Raw genomic sequence first — 14,396 nt, 5'->3', positions numbered from 1 at the left:
AAAAACCTCTGGCTATGCCCTCGCCGCCGAAGTATGCGATACAGGACGGCGGGGGCCGGGGATGGCACTTTGAGAAAGCGGTCGCGAAGTATCTTCGTGTCGCACCTCGCTGGTGTCGATGCCCCTGAGCCTGGAGTCTAGTGCCGTCCAATGAATTCCCACCTCGAAGCTGTGTTCGGGCTCAGGCCACAGATGCGGCGCGCCTTCATCATGGTCCAGGACGTGGTCATGGTCCTGGTCGCCGTTGCGCTCAGCCTCGTGCTTTCGCGGTCGAATCTTTCGTTCGAAGCGCTCTCCAAGGAGGGTCTGGCGACATGGGCGGGCATCGTCGTCATCAGCCATTTGCTGTTCCGCTACAGTGGCCTCTACACCACCGTCTGGCGCTTCGCCTCGACGCCGGACTTTTTCAACATCCTGAAGAGCTGCGCGATCTTGACGTTCACTCTTTATGGGGCGTCGCTGCTGCTGCGGTTTTACCGGCCGGTCGCGGGGCTCAACGAGCGTCAGTTCATCGTCTTCTTCCTTGTCTCCTTCACCATCATCTCGGCACCCCGGCTGTTCTACCGCTTCCTGCGTGACGGCGCGAGCTGGGGGATTCTGAGCCGCAAGACCGACATCAGGCAGGCCAAGCGCGCCCTGTTCGTCGGCCGGCTCGGCGAGGCCGACCTGATCATTCGCTTCACACGCACGGCGCAACCGGCGGACTATTCCATCGCAGGCATCATGGCGACCGAGCGCGGCGCACCGTTGGGCACGCGGATTCAAGGTGTTCCCGTGGTGGCGACCATGCCGCGCCTGATCGATGTCCTGGAGGACTATGCGACCGGCACCAAAAGTCTGGACTTGCTGATTTTCGGCAGCGGCGCCGAGCACGAGATCGAGGACTATTCGGAACTCGTCCGCGTTGCCCGGCACGGCGACATAAATGTGGTGCAGTTCTCAGGCCTTTCGGAGTTGGAACAGCACGGAAAGCTGGTTCTCGACACCGTTGAGATGGAAACGATCCTGCGCCGTCCGGCGGTCGCGTCCGACATCCAGCGCATCGGCGCCTTTGTCAGCGGCAAACGCGTTCTGGTGACCGGCGGCGCCGGTTCTATCGGCCAGACGCTGGTCAAGCGGTCGCTGGAACTGGGAGCCGAGGCGGTGCTGGTCGCCGACAACTCCGAGTTCGGCATTTTCCAGTTGAGCCAGTATGTTGACGAAAAGGACCATGACCGCCTCAAGGTCCGCATCGTCGATGTCGCGGACCGGCGCCAGATAACGCGTGTCGTCACGGAATTCCGGCCGGACATCATCTTTCATGCCGCGGCGCTCAAGCACGTTCCGCTGCTCGAGGAAAACTGGGATTCAGCCATTCAAACCAACATTTTCGGAACGCTCGTCTGCGCCGAAGTTGCCGCCAAGTGCGGGGTTGCGCAATTTGTCCTGATATCGAGCGACAAGGCGGTGGATCCCTCATCAGTGCTTGGCATGACGAAGCGGGCCGCCGAACAGATCATCAGCGCCTTGCATGGCGAGACGGGCGGGCGTGACCCGGCCACCAAGTTCATTGCAGTGCGGTTCGGCAATGTCTTCGGCAGCAATGGTTCGGTGGCGACCATATTCCAGGCGCAAATCGAGGCTGGGGGGCCCGTCACCATCACCGACCGGCGCATGACGCGCTATTTCATGACCGTGGCCGAAGCCGTCGATCTCGTCATCATGTCGGCGGCCGATGCCGCGTCGCGGCAGAGCGGACACGATTATGCCGTCTATATGCTCGACATGGGCAAGCCGGTGCCGATCCTTGAAGTGGCCGAAACGATGATCCGCTTGTCCGGAAAGAGCCCATACAAGGACATCGCGATCCGGTTCACCGGCATCAGGCCGGGCGAAAAACTTCACGAAACGCTGCATGGCGAAGACGAGGAACTCGTCGAACTCGGCATCTCGAAGGTTTTCGGCCTCAGCACGGACGTCGTGGAATGGTCGGATGTCCAGGTCGCGCTCTCGGCGCTGCAGCAGTCGGCGAAAAACCAGGACAAGGCTGCCGCGCTCGCCGCATTGGCAGGTCTCGACCGCGCCAAGAAGGCCAGGGAGAGTGCACGTCAAGACGCGATCCCGAAAACGGCCGGGCAGGCGAGCTAGGTTCAGAATTCAGAAAGCGATCTTGGTCGTGAGCAAAGCAGATCTGCGCATCGCGGTCCTGATGGGCACGAAGGATGGCGCGGCCTTCATCGATGAACAGCTGCAGTCCCTGCTCGCGCAGTCGCACCCTCTGGTCGACCTGTGGATTTCAGACGATGGCTCCATCGACGGCACGACCGCCATCATCGAGACATGGAAATCCCGCTGGCGGCCCAAAGGTCGGATGACGCTGGTAGAGGGGCCGCGGCAAGGCTTCGCCGCCAATTTCCGCTCCATGATCGTCGATCGACGCATCGAGGCGGACTGCTATGCCTTCTGCGACCAGGACGATATCTGGGAAACCGACAGGCTGGAGAGCGCTATCAGCTGGATGCGGACCCAGGATGCGAAAACCCCGCTGATGTTTTGTTCGCGAACCGCAACCATGACGGAAACAGGAAGTCTCGTCGGCCATTCGCCGCTGTTTGCCCGGCCGCCAACCTTTCGCAACGCGCTTGTGCAAAGCATCGCCGGCGGCAACACAATCCTGCTCAACGCGGCGGCACGCGACCTGCTGGCCAGGGCCTCCACGCGGACCGGGTTCGTCAGCCATGACTGGTGGGCCTATCTCATCGTGACCGCCGCCGGCGGCATCGTCCGCTACGATCCGCGGCCGCTGGTGCGCTACCGGCAGCACGCGGCGAACCTGGTCGGCGCCAACGTGTCCTGGAAGGCAAGGGTGTCCCGGCTTGGCCGCCTGTTCAAGGGGGAATTCGCCGGCTGGACAGACCTCAACCTCGACGGTCTCGCCCTCAATCGCGACCTCCTGACCGAGGACGCGACGGCATGCCTCGACCTTTTCACCCGCGGGCGCAACGGCGGTCTTTTCCGGCGCTTGGCGGGCTTGCGCCAAAGCGGCGTCTATCGGCAGACCGTTTCCGGAAACCTGGGGCTCTATCTCGCTTTCGTCCTGGGGCGCATCTGAACATTGGCACGAGTGCGTGGCACGCTTGGCCAAAAGATCGGCTCATGCTACTTCGGCCGGATTGACGGCATTTGCCTGCGGCGTTGCCTCGGGACTTCGGCAGGGAGCACTATCGGCCGTTCATGAAGGCAGCCAAGAAAATCTTCGATATTGCCGGTGCGGCTCTGCTGCTGGTGGCGACATCTCCTGTCTTGGCGCTCACCCTCCTTGCCGTTCGGGCATCGTCGCCGGGCCCGGCTATTTTTTCACAGGTGCGGGTCGGCCGTGACGGTCGGCTTTTTCGCTGCTACAAGTTGCGCACGATGTACGTCGGGACGCCGTCACTGCCCTCGCATGAGGCGCCGGTGGATTCCGTGACATCGGTCGGGAAGGTCTTGCGGAAGTTCAAGCTCGACGAGCTGCCACAATTCTGGAACGTCCTGAAGGGCGAAATGAGCCTGGTCGGGCCGCGCCCCTGCCTGCCGACCCAAACGGAATTGATCGAGTGTCGCAGGCGGCTGGGGGTTTTGGCGGCGCTGCCGGGCATAACAGGCCTGGCCCAGATCAGGGGCATCGACATGTCGAACCCGGAGCTTTTGGCCGAAACGGATGCTGCCTACCTCCGCACCGCGTCGTTCTGGCTCGATTTTCGGATCCTGTTTGGAACGCTCTACCGAAGACCATGATCCCAAAAAGTGGAAGCCGGTTTTTGGAAAAGATCATGGTCAAGCAAGAAAGTCAGGATCTACCGAGCCGCGCCAGCTCGGCCAGCCGCTCGACCGTGCGAGCTTCAGGCGTCCACCCCTGCGATACCAGCAGGGCGGGGTCGCATATCTGTGTCGCAGTCAGGCTGTCCCAGAACGCCCGCCTGCCGAGCGCGGCCACGACCGGCCGTATCAGGCCGGCCGGCACAGCCATCAGGCGCACAGGCCGCCCCAAACCTCTGCGAAAGGCGACGATGATGGCCTCGACGGTGACCGGCGCCACATCGGCGCCGACGTAGATCGGGCGAAGCGGTCCGGAATGGCTGAGCAGGTGCGACACTGCTCGCACCGCGGCTTCGGAAGACATCAGCGAGCGGATTCCGGTCAAGGCACCCGTCGGCAGCGGCAGCGGCGTATCGGCAACGCGCATCAGCGTTGCCAGATTTCCCCTCATGCCGCTTCCATAAACCGGAGGCAGGCGCAACACGGCGGCGTCCGAGCGGCCGTGTAACGCGTAGGCGTCCAAAACCTTGATCTCGCCTTCGCGCTTCGAGCGTCCATAGGCGCATTGTGGGGCAGGAAGCGTGTCCTCGTCGATCGTTGCGCTGATATGCGCGCCGATCACCGCTCGGATCGAGGAGAGATGGATGAAGCGTCCGCTTATCTGGGCGGCCGCCGCATGCGCCAGCCGCGCGCTCAATTCCACATTGACTGCCCTGTAATCGGCTTCGGTTGCATTTCCCTGATCATTGTTGAGGCCGGCGCAATGGACGACGTCAGTCATATCCCGGGTCAGTTCCAGGAAGGCGGCGGCCGGCGCGTCGAAACCGGGCATCGGCACAGTCTCGTTTTCCGAACCCAGCCTCTCGGGATGGCGGGAGGCGAGGCGAAGCTCGGCACCGGCTTCGCGAAGGTGGCGCACGACAAGACGCCCGATGAAACCTGTCGCTCCCGTGACCAGAACCTTCATGGTCTTGCCCGAAACAGCTCTTTGCTGACTACTCGCTCTTCCATCACTGGCGCAGGTGCCTGCTCTTCCAACAATGGAACCTGGCGGCCGGAGGCGAGATATGTTCCGCTCACCAGGAAGACCATCAGCACCGAGTCCAGAATGTCATGGCCGATCAGGATGCCTGTCATTCCGGCCGTCAGATAGGTGATCACCACGACGACAATCATGGTCGCGCCGAACCGCTCGCTCGGATCGCTGCTGTTTCGCAAGACCCGGACGGCATTTCCAGCGGCAACGATAAAGATCGCCGCCAGCGTCACGGCGCCCAGAATTCCCGCTTGCACCAAGGCGGTCAGGAAGCCGTTGTGAAAATGGTTGAAGCCTGTGTCCATCGCGAACTGCTCATGAAAGCCCTGCTTGATCAGAAGCTGGGTTGCACCCACACCGTGCCCGAACAGTGGCATGTCATGGAATGCTTTGAGGCCGATCTCCCAAAGCGCAACACGTATTCCCAGCGAGGTATCGTAGTTGCCGCTGGCTCCAAGCGCACCCCAATCGGAGCGCAAAAAGTCGACCCGCCCGGATATCGCCTGGATGCTGGAAGCGGCGATCACGACGCCGACCGCCGCCAGCAGCAGCAGCAGGCGAACGGCATTCCTGCCTCTGAGCCTGTGCCGGTTGATCAGCATGACGGCGATACCGGTGATCAGCAGTGCCAGCCAGACGATACGCGAGCCGGAATAGATGACGGCGATCGTCCCGGCCAGTGCCGCGTAGAAGAGGGGTGTCCGGGCTTGCTCAATACCGGACAAGGCGCCAGCCACACACATGACCACGGCAAGGCAGACGACGGTTGCGAACACGATCGGATTTCCAGCTCCCCCCTCGGCCCTGACGCCAATCCAATATTGCTGGATGACGGCTATGAGCAGCGCGACAAAGCAGGCGGCCATGCTGGAAAGCACGATGATGCGGGCAAGCGTGGTTTTCTGCGTGATGCTCCAGGTCGAATAGGACACGGGGAAAAACAGGAAGGTCACCAGCGGGATAAGATGCGGCGCATCCCGGGCGAACGAATTGTTGACGATGGAAGCCAGGAGATTGGAGGCGCAGTAGGCATAGATCGCGACCGTCATCCAGATCATGGGCCGGTCGGCGTTGAAGCGCCTTTTCCGTAAAGCAATCAGCAGGACTGACGAAAGGCCTCCGCCATTGAATACGAAGCTGACCACCGATCCCAGAACCGGTGGAAAAAAGAAGCAAAGGATGGAGAAGTAGTTGTTGATCCGCGAAGGCGTGAATTGCTGTCTCAGGGATGAAAGCCGGGTCAATTTTCGGGCTCGCTGTCTTCGGCAAGTTTCATGCGGCGGATCTGTTTAGCGAAGTTGAATGCGCTCGCCTCGAAATTGCCCATGCCTCATGATGCACTTGCCCGCTTCCCGAGGCTGGTATAGCGGCTGCCCCCCATTTTCGATAGTGTATAGGGCAGATTGCCACCGAAAATCGGCGGCAGGCGCGGGCCGACCAGAGGAAGTCACTTGAAAGCCGCACACTGGTCCATTCAAGCAATATTTTCCCCGCGTTTTCTGGGCCGTTGAGCTTGCGGGCAGGAATTTCCGGGTTTGCCGGCATCTGTGGAAAATTCATTCTCGAACCATGTGCGGCCGGGCCAGTCTTGCATTGTTCTTGACAATGGCGATCTGCTAGAACGCCGGCACGAGAAAGATTGTCCGGAAACAAGGCTCGAACCGGGCGCGAAGAGCTCGATGATTTGAGGCAAGGTCTTCTGTTGGAAGATACGAAAGAACGCCCACGGCCCATGACAACAGCGCTTACGCATCTTCAGCGGCTTGAAGCCGAGTCCATCCATATATTCCGTGAGGTTGCGGCCGCTTTTGCCAAGCCGGTCATGCTCTATTCGGTCGGCAAGGATTCATCCGTGTTGATGCATCTGGCGATGAAGGCGTTTTATCCCGCCAAGCCGCCGTTCCCCTTTCTTCACGTCGACACGACGTGGAAGTTCCGCGAGATGATCGCCTTTCGCGATCAGATGGCGCAGAAACTCGGCTTCGATCTCCTGGTTCATGTCAACGAAGACGGCGTGCGCGACAACATCAATCCGTTCGACCATGGTTCGAACACCCACACCCATGTCATGAAGACCGTGGCGCTGCGCCAGGCGCTCGACAAATACGGTTTCGATGCGGCCTTTGGCGGCGCTCGTCGCGACGAGGAGAAATCGCGCGCCAAGGAGCGCATCTTTTCGTTCCGCAACGCCCAGCATGTGTGGGATCCGAAGAACCAGCGCCCCGAAATGTGGAAGATATTCAACACCCGCATCGCATCGGGTGAATCGATCCGCGTCTTTCCGCTGTCGAACTGGACCGAACTCGATATCTGGCAGTACATCCTGCAGGAAAGTATCCCGATCGTGCCGCTCTATTTCGCGAAGGAACGGCCGGTGGTGGAACGCGACGGCATGCTGATCCTGCGGGACGACGACCGCATGAAACTGCGCCCCGGCGAGACAGTGGAGAACAGGCTGGTGCGGTTCCGCACGCTGGGTTGCTATCCGCTGACCGGCGCCATCGAATCGGATGCCGACACGCTGGAAGCCATCGTCGGCGAAATGCTGACGGCACGCACGTCCGAACGGCAGGGCCGCCTGATCGACCGCGATGAAGCCGGCTCGATGGAAAAGAAGAAGCGCGAGGGGTACTTTTGACCATGCGCCACATCATGGCAAAGAGCCTCGCTCCCACCGACGGCGTTCGCGACTATCTGGCTGCGCAGGAGAAGAAATCGCTGCTGCGCTTCCTGACCTGCGGCTCGGTCGATGACGGCAAGTCGACGCTGATCGGGCGCCTGCTGTCCGACACCAAGCAGATTTTCGAGGATCAACTCGCCGCGCTCGAACGCGATTCGCGCAAGCATGGCACGACGGGCGACGACATCGATTTCGCGCTGCTGGTCGACGGTCTGGAGGCCGAGCGCGAGCAAGGCATCACCATCGACGTCGCTTACCGCTTCTTCGCCACACCGAAACGCAAATTCATCGTTGCCGACACACCTGGCCACGAGCAATACACCCGCAACATGGCCACCGGCGCTTCGACCGCCGACCTGGCAATCGTGCTGATCGATGCCCGGCAGGGGGTGCTTCGCCAGACAAGGCGGCATTCGATCATCGCCTCGCTGCTCGGCATCCGCCACGTCGTGCTGGCCGTCAACAAGATCGATCTTGTCGATTTCGATCAGGCGGTTTTCGACCGGATCGTCGAAGACTACGGGCAATTCTCGCGCGATCTCGGCTTCCAGACCATTGTGCCGATCCCAATGTCGGCCCGTTATGGCGACAATGTCAGCCGCCGGTCGGAAAGCATGGAATGGTATTCCGGCCCGACGCTGATCGAGCATCTCGAAACCGTGTCGGTCGACGAAGCGATGGTCGAACTGCCGTTCCGTTTCCCGGTCCAGTATGTCAATCGTCCCAATCTCGACTTTCGCGGCTTTGCCGGCACGGTCGCCTCCGGCTCGGTTGCGCCCGGCGACGAGGTCGTTGTCGCCAAGTCCGGCAAATCCTCGCGCGTCAAGCGGATCGTCTCGTATGGCGGCGATCTCGCCCAGGCGGCCGCCGGCCAGGCCGTCACGCTCGTCCTCGATGACGAAGTCGAAATCTCGCGCGGCAACATGCTGGTTTCGCCTGCCGCACGGCCGCAAGTCGCCGACCAGTTCGCCGCCAACATCGTCTGGTTCGACGAGCATGCGTTGCTACCAGGCCGCTCTTACATCCTGCGCACCGAGACCGACCAGACCAGCGCCACCGTCACCGACCTAAAATATCGGATCAACGTCAATGACTTTGCCCATGAAGCGGCCAAGTCGCTCGAAATGAACGAAGTCGGCATCTGCAACATCTCGACGCGGACGCCGATCGCCTTCGATCCCTTCGCCGAAAACCGCACCACCGGCGCCTTCATCCTGATCGACCGCATCTCCAACGCCACGGTCGGCGCCGGCATGATCCTGCACTCGTTGCGCCGTGCCGAAAACATTCATTGGCAGTCGCTCGATGTCGGCAAGCGCGTGCGCGCCGACATGAAGAACCAGCGGCCCGCCGTGTTCTGGTTCACTGGGCTGTCGGGATCCGGCAAGTCGACCATCGCCAACCTGTTCGAAAAGAAGCTGTTCGCTACCGGCCGCCATACCTATATCCTGGACGGCGACAACGTCCGTCACGGTCTCAACCGCGATCTTGGTTTCACCGACGCTGATCGCGTCGAAAACATCCGCCGCGTCGCCGAAGTGGCGCGTTTGATGGCCGATGCCGGGTTGATCGTCATCGTGTCGTTCATTTCGCCGTTCAGCGCCGAACGGCGCATGGCGCGCGAATTGATGGCCGATGGCGAGTTCATCGAGGTGTTTGTCGATACGCCGTTCGAGGAATGCGCCAGGCGTGATCCCAAGGGCCTCTATGCGCGCGCACTGAATGGTGAGATCAAGAATTTCACCGGCGTCGATTCCCCTTATGAAGCGCCGGAAACCCCGGAGATCCATCTGCGGACACTCGGCAAGTCGGCCGAAGAGATGGTCGACGCCCTGGAACACTGGCTGAACGAGCGCGACATTGCCGAAGACCAATACGATAGCGGCGGCGGCATCTGACGACAGGCTGATGCTCGAAATCTTCGAGCGCCTGGCCTTGTCGGCCGGGCGCGAGGTGATGCGCGTATTCCACGCCGGCTGTGCGGTTGACCGCAAGTCCGACGCCTCGCCGGTGACCGAGGCGGACCGCGAGAGCGAAAAGATCGTTCTCGCCGGACTGCGTGCCGCATTTCCCGATATCCCCTGCGTGGCCGAGGAAGAAGCTTCCGCCGGGATCGTGCCGCCCGACCTGGACGGGGCTTTTTTTCTGATCGATCCGCTCGATGGGACCAAGGAGTTCGTTAACCGCCGCACCGATTTCACCGTCAACATAGCGCTGGTTCGCGATGGCGTGCCGGAAGTCGGCGTCGTCTTTGCGCCCTGTACGGGGCGCTTCTTTTCCGGCCAGCCGGGCAGGGCGGAATCACTCGAAATCGATGGCGATTACCAGGTCGTCGGCCGCCGGTCGATCGCGGCGAGAACGGCCGCGACGCCGCTGGCCGTCGTCGCCAGTCGGTCTCACAACACACCGGAAACCGAGGCCTATATTCGCGACCTGGGTGCCGCCGAAATCGTTTCGGTCGGTTCGTCCTTGAAATTCTGCCTTCTCGCCAGTGCCGAGGCCGATGTCTATCCGCGCTTCGGCCGCACCATGGAATGGGACACAGCGGCGGGCGACGCCATCCTGCGCGCCGCCGGCGGCATGACGCGCACGCTCGATGGCCAGCCTCTGGTTTATGGCAAGCGCAGGCAAAGCGACGACGAGGATTTTGCCAATCCGCATTTCATTGCCAGCGGCAGGGCTGCGGGCCCCGGCTGAGAAAGGCTCGGCAGCTTACTCCGCTGCGGCCTGCGCTGAATTCGAGCCGATATAGTTGCGGATCGTCTCGATGATTTGGTCCTGGTCGGCTTCGCTGAGATAGGGGTGCATCGGCAGGCAGAGGATACGCTTCGGCAGGTCTTCCGAAACGGCCAGGCCGGTCGGCGTGCGCGGGTAGTCGCGATAGGCGACCTGGGCATGCAGCGGCTTCACATAGTAGATGACCGACGGAATGCCCTTATCGCCGAGATGCGCCTTCAGCCCGTCGCGCTTGGGTGTCTCGATGGCGTACTGCGCCCAGGCCGAACGGCTGCCGTCCAGATTGCGGGCCGCGGTGACGATGTCGCCAAGCCCGTCGGCATAGCGCTTTGCCACCACCTGGCGCGCAACCATCTCGTCTTCGAGGATGGCCAGCTTCTCGATCAGGATCGCCGCCTGTATCGTGTCGAGCCGCGAATTGATGCCGACGCGGACATTGTCATATTGCGTTTCGCCCTTGCCGTGGAAGGCGAAGGATCTGAGCTGCTCGGCCAGCGCATCATCATTGGTGAACATCGCGCCGCCATCGCCGTAGCAGCCAAGCGGCTTGGCCGGATAGAAGCTGGTCGATCCGACATGGCCGAAAGCACCGCACATCTTGCCGTCGAGCGAACCGCCCATCGACTGGGCGGCATCCTCGATCACCATCAGCCCTTCGCGGTTGGCGATCGCCATGATCGCCTCGTAGTCGGCGGCAAGGCCGAACAGATCGACGGGAATGATTGCCTTCGGCTTCAGCCGGCCTTGCTTCTTGATCATGGCGATGGCCGCTTCGAGGCTGGCAATGTCGATGTTGTAGCTATGCGGGTCGACATCGACGAACACCGGCTCGGCCTTGGCCAGCGCCACCACTTCGGCGGTGGCGGCGAAAGTGAAGCTCGGCACGAACACCGCGTCACCCGGGCCGATGCCGGCCGCAAACAGCGGCAACAGCAGCGCGTCGGTGCCGTTGGCGCAGGCCACGACATGCTTGGTGCCGATATAGGCGGCAAGCTTGTTCTCGAATTCGGTGACTTGCGGGCCAAGAATATAACGGCCTTCGTCGACGACACGGTCGATCGCGGCCTTCAGCCGGTCGCGGATTCGTTCGCGCTGCGCGCCAAGATCGATGAACTGCATGTCGGCCTCAAAACGGGTTAGCCAGATAATCGGCCGCTGGTACCAGAGTTGCGCTTGCCGAGAAAGCCGGGCAGGCGGAGCCCTAAATTGCCCAAGTGTCGCAGTCCGTTACCAGTATTTCCCGGCGAATGTCAGTCAGATGCCGGAAATCCGGGCTTCGTCGGGCGCCATCCCGCCCTCATAGCCTTGGAAAGAGCCCCTGCGAAACATAAAGTGATCGATTGGGCTCAGCTTATGTTGAGCGTTGCTCAGGCGATTTCATGTCGCCAGGGTGGATTGGCGCCGGCCCGCGACACGGTCACTGCCGCCGCCTTCGCGCCGAGCGCCAGCGCCTTGTGGATGGCGTCTTTCGACAAGCCGGAAATCGCCGCTTTGGTCAGCAGGCCCTGCTCATGCAAGGAGGCGAGGATGCCGGCGTTGAAGGTATCGCCGGCACCGACCGTGTCGACCACCTCGACCTTTTCCGGCATGACGGTGACGGCATGTTCCCTGGTATAGCCGACGGCGCCTTCGCTGCCATGGGTGACGACGATCAGCTTCGGGCCTCGATCCAGCCAGTTGCGGATGACATCCTCGTGCGAGCCGGCTTCGCCGAACCAGTTCAGGTCTTCGTCCGACAATTTCACGATGTCGGCCATCGCCATCATCGCGCGAATGCGCCTGAGGTGCTTGGCCTTGTCCGGTATGAAGTTCGGCCGGATGTTGGGATCGAGCATCATGACTCGACTTTCATGCTCGCGCCGCATGAATTCCTCATAGGCACTGCCGGCGGGCTCCGAAATCAGGCTGATGGCACCGAACAGCATGGCTTCGATCTCGCTGCCAAGCTGCGGCAGGTCGTCGACGGTCAGCATGCGGCCGGCGGTGTTCTCGTCATAGAAAGTGTAGGTCGCCTGGCCGTTGGTGAGCTTGACGAAGGCCAGCGTCGTTGGCCGTGGTGAGGTGTGCGCATAGGTGGAGCTGACCTTGCTTGCCCCCAGCGCATCCCGGAATTGGCCGCCGAACAGATCCGACGACAGGCCCGAAAAGAAGCCTGCCGGCGCGCCGAGCCGGCCAAGCGCGATCGCCGTGTTGAACACGGCGCCGCCGACATAAGGCGCAAAGGCCGGCTCGCCTGCTGTCGTCGTGCGCGGCAGCATGTCGATCAGGGCTTCGCCGCAGCAGAGGATCATGGCTTCCTGGTCTCCGGCGGATGGATCACGCCCTTGCGGATGATGATGTTGGCGTAGAGCCGCGGCTCGCTGGTCGCGACGATGGCATGCGCCGATTTGACCCGTGCATAGAAGTCGGCGCCGGCCAGCGCAACCACCTTGCGGCCAGGCGCGCGTTTGGCGCAGATCGCCTCGATCTCATGATGGACGGGATCGGCAAGCGAAGGATCGCCCTTGACCGAGGCGCGAAACAGCGCCTCCGGCACGGCGTCGTCCACCGGCAAGACGCTTAGTATCGCGTCGAGTACCGGGATAAGAGGGTGGCCATCGGCGCGTACCAGCCGGGTTGCCTGCTGTTCCGCCGGATAATTTCCGTCGACAAGGGCGATTTCGTCGCCATGGCCCATGCCGCGCAGGATCGCCAGAAGCTCCGGACCGAGCAGCGCCGGAATTCCGATCAGCATCAGGCGCTCCTGGAAATTGTCGTCGAGCCGATCAGGAAGCGTTCGGAAAGGGGCAGACTGGCGCCGCCGAGCGCCCGGGCGTGAATGCCGACGGTTCCCTCACGAATGGCGGGCAGCTTCAAGCCTTCGCTGTCGATCGTGGCGATGGCCGCAATGATGGCGTCGACCAGCCGGCGGCGCACCGCCTTCGGCATCCAACCGTCGATCACCGCCGCTTCGAAATCGATGATCGAGGATGCGGCGACGATGGCGTAAGCGAGCGCCGTTGAGGCGCTGGCGATCCAGTCGTCGAGTTCGGATCCGATCTCGCCCCAGTCTTCCGGCGAGGTCCACAGATGCGAGGCCTCGATGCCGCGCGCATTGAGCGCCTTTTCGAGCATGGCGATGGAAGCGACATCGATCAGTTGGGTCGGCTTGCCGTCCGGCCCGGGCACCGGCATGGAGCCGAGCGCTCCGGCATTGCCGGTCGGGCCGCCAAAAAGCCGGCCATTCAGCACGATGCCGCCACCGGCAAAGGCGCCGATATAGAAATAGACGAAGTCACGCGCGGCGCCAGCCTGGCCGAAGACGAGCTCGGCGCCGCAGGCCGACGTGGCATCGTTCTGCAAATAGACCGGAAAATCGCATTGCGCCTGGATGTCGGCCCTGATGTCGCGGTGACGCCATTCGTCCATGACATCGCGCGGGGCGCCGGCGGTATCGGCCCAGTTCCACAATTCGAACGGCATGGCGATGCCGAGCCCGGCGATGCGCTTGTCTTGCGCGGGCGTCAGCTCGCCGCGCATCTGCCGCATGCCGTTGGTGACGAAGTCCACCGTCTCGCGCGGCGCCGGGTAGCGATAGGAATGCTGCAGCATCGAACGGACATGGCCAAGGAAATCTATCAATACCAGTTCAGCGCTGCGGCGGCCGATCTTCAGGCCAATGAAGAAAGCGCCTTCGGGGTTGAGCGCCATCGGGATGGAAGGCTGGCCGATCTTGCCGCGCAACGGCGCCTGGCGCAGCAGGAGGCTTTCTTCCTCCAACTCGCGCATGATGACCGAAACCGTCTGCGCCGAAAGGCCGGTCATGCGGGCGATGTCGGATTTTGCCAGGCTGCCGTGCTGGCGCACCAGCGACAGCACCAACCGCTCGTTGTGGTCGCGCATGCCGCTCTGGTTGGTGCCGCGGTGAATGAGACTGTCATTCACCTCGGGCGAACCGTGCCTCGCAATGGCCGTTTCCACCCTGTTCCTCCCGTCGTTTCCCCTCAATACTTTTGGGCCAGAATGGGTGAACGAAGCAAGGCTGTCAATAATAAATAAGAGTGATTTAATTATTGACAGGGGCTTCGTGCTGGTGTCTGTTGAGACGGCGTCCACGCTGGGAGAATTTCGTTGGACGCGCTGCAGGTGCCGGTTGGCCGGCATCCGGATAGTTCCACTGGGAGGAAA

The 14,396-nt window shown here is 61.9% G+C and carries 12 protein-coding genes; 6 read left to right on the top strand and 6 right to left on the bottom strand.

The window, feature by feature from the left end; translation table 11 throughout:
* The first annotated feature begins 150 nt into the window (after positions 1–150).
* The 3 genes from NKI99_RS04465 (at position 151) to NKI99_RS04455 (ending at position 3,756) form a co-directional block, all read left to right on the top strand.
* Positions 151–2,127, top strand: coding sequence for an SDR family NAD(P)-dependent oxidoreductase (locus NKI99_RS04465; protein ID WP_352609902.1), 1,977 nt, complete (start codon positions 151–153; stop codon positions 2,125–2,127).
* 28 nt (positions 2,128–2,155) lie between these two features.
* Positions 2,156–3,091: a glycosyltransferase family 2 protein gene (locus NKI99_RS04460; RefSeq protein ID WP_128302913.1), complete on the top strand. Its 936-nt coding sequence runs from the start codon at positions 2,156–2,158 to the stop codon at positions 3,089–3,091.
* Positions 3,092–3,213: 122 nt separating this feature from the next.
* Entirely contained in the window at positions 3,214–3,756 is a 543-nt protein-coding gene (locus NKI99_RS04455; protein WP_352609900.1) for a sugar transferase, read from the top strand.
* Positions 3,757–3,808: 52 nt separating this feature from the next.
* Here the strand turns inward: NKI99_RS04455 and NKI99_RS04450 are convergent, their stop codons facing one another.
* Entirely contained in the window at positions 3,809–4,744 is a 936-nt protein-coding gene (locus tag NKI99_RS04450) for an NAD-dependent epimerase/dehydratase family protein (protein ID WP_352609898.1), read from the bottom strand.
* Positions 4,741–6,057 carry an O-antigen ligase family protein gene (locus tag NKI99_RS04445; RefSeq protein ID WP_352609897.1) on the bottom strand — a complete coding sequence of 439 codons (1,317 nt, stop codon included), beginning with the start codon at positions 6,055–6,057 and terminating at the stop codon, positions 4,741–4,743. Before NKI99_RS04445 ends, NKI99_RS04450 begins: the two co-directional genes overlap by 4 nt.
* A gap of 488 nt (positions 6,058–6,545) precedes the next feature.
* Here NKI99_RS04445 and cysD point away from each other — a divergent pair, with 488 nt between their 5' ends.
* From cysD to cysQ, 3 genes are read left to right on the top strand one after another with little or no spacing between them, the layout of a single operon-like run.
* Positions 6,546–7,451 (top strand): sulfate adenylyltransferase subunit CysD, encoded by a 906-nt coding sequence (gene cysD / locus NKI99_RS04440; RefSeq protein WP_023808519.1) that lies wholly within the window; start codon positions 6,546–6,548, stop codon positions 7,449–7,451.
* Between the two features lie 2 nt (positions 7,452–7,453).
* Complete coding sequence (cysN, locus tag NKI99_RS04435) at positions 7,454–9,391, top strand: sulfate adenylyltransferase subunit CysN (protein WP_352609896.1); 1,938 nt, start codon at positions 7,454–7,456, stop codon at positions 9,389–9,391.
* A gap of 10 nt (positions 9,392–9,401) precedes the next feature.
* Positions 9,402–10,190 carry a 3'(2'),5'-bisphosphate nucleotidase CysQ gene (gene cysQ, locus NKI99_RS04430; protein ID WP_352609932.1) on the top strand — a complete coding sequence of 263 codons (789 nt, stop codon included), beginning with the start codon at positions 9,402–9,404 and terminating at the stop codon, positions 10,188–10,190.
* Between the two features lie 15 nt (positions 10,191–10,205).
* On the opposite strand, the gene NKI99_RS04425 is transcribed toward cysQ, so the two are convergent.
* The 4 genes from NKI99_RS04425 to NKI99_RS04410 form a co-directional block, all read right to left on the bottom strand.
* The gene (locus NKI99_RS04425) at positions 10,206–11,348 is read right to left on the bottom strand and encodes a DegT/DnrJ/EryC1/StrS family aminotransferase (RefSeq protein ID WP_023808516.1); all 1,143 of its coding nucleotides are present in this window, start codon (positions 11,346–11,348) and stop codon (positions 10,206–10,208) included.
* A gap of 248 nt (positions 11,349–11,596) precedes the next feature.
* Positions 11,597–12,520 (bottom strand): carbohydrate kinase family protein, encoded by a 924-nt coding sequence (locus NKI99_RS04420; protein ID WP_023808514.1) that lies wholly within the window; start codon positions 12,518–12,520, stop codon positions 11,597–11,599.
* Positions 12,517–12,963, bottom strand: coding sequence for an RbsD/FucU family protein (locus NKI99_RS04415; RefSeq protein WP_023808513.1), 447 nt, complete (start codon positions 12,961–12,963; stop codon positions 12,517–12,519). Before NKI99_RS04415 ends, NKI99_RS04420 begins: the two co-directional genes overlap by 4 nt.
* The gene (locus NKI99_RS04410; RefSeq protein WP_352609895.1) at positions 12,963–14,189 is read right to left on the bottom strand and encodes an ROK family transcriptional regulator; all 1,227 of its coding nucleotides are present in this window, start codon (positions 14,187–14,189) and stop codon (positions 12,963–12,965) included. The genes NKI99_RS04415 and NKI99_RS04410 overlap by 1 nt, the downstream gene beginning before the upstream one ends.
* Positions 14,190–14,396: the final 207 nt, after the last annotated feature.

It is taken from the genome of Mesorhizobium sp. M0239, from assembly GCF_040321815.1.
Taxonomy (GTDB): Bacteria; Pseudomonadota; Alphaproteobacteria; order Rhizobiales; family Rhizobiaceae; genus Mesorhizobium.
Note: the sequence above shows the minus strand (reverse complement) of the source record. Positions and strands in the feature narration are given on the sequence as shown.

Coding starts and splice junctions, on each gene's coding strand:
- NKI99_RS04465 (WP_352609902.1), top strand. CDS start 151: ATGAATTCCCACCTCGAAGCTGTGTTCGGGCTCAGGCCACAGATGCGG.
- NKI99_RS04455 (WP_352609900.1), top strand. CDS start 3,214: ATGAAGGCAGCCAAGAAAATCTTCGATATTGCCGGTGCGGCTCTGCTG.
- NKI99_RS04415 (WP_023808513.1), bottom strand. CDS start 12,963: ATGCTGATCGGAATTCCGGCGCTGCTCGGTCCGGAGCTTCTGGCGATC.
- cysQ (WP_352609932.1), top strand. CDS start 9,402: ATGCTCGAAATCTTCGAGCGCCTGGCCTTGTCGGCCGGGCGCGAGGTG.
- NKI99_RS04425 (WP_023808516.1), bottom strand. CDS start 11,348: ATGCAGTTCATCGATCTTGGCGCGCAGCGCGAACGAATCCGCGACCGG.
- NKI99_RS04420 (WP_023808514.1), bottom strand. CDS start 12,520: ATGATCCTCTGCTGCGGCGAAGCCCTGATCGACATGCTGCCGCGCACG.
- cysD (WP_023808519.1), top strand. CDS start 6,546: ATGACAACAGCGCTTACGCATCTTCAGCGGCTTGAAGCCGAGTCCATC.
- cysN (WP_352609896.1), top strand. CDS start 7,454: ATGCGCCACATCATGGCAAAGAGCCTCGCTCCCACCGACGGCGTTCGC.
- NKI99_RS04450 (WP_352609898.1), bottom strand. CDS start 4,744: ATGAAGGTTCTGGTCACGGGAGCGACAGGTTTCATCGGGCGTCTTGTC.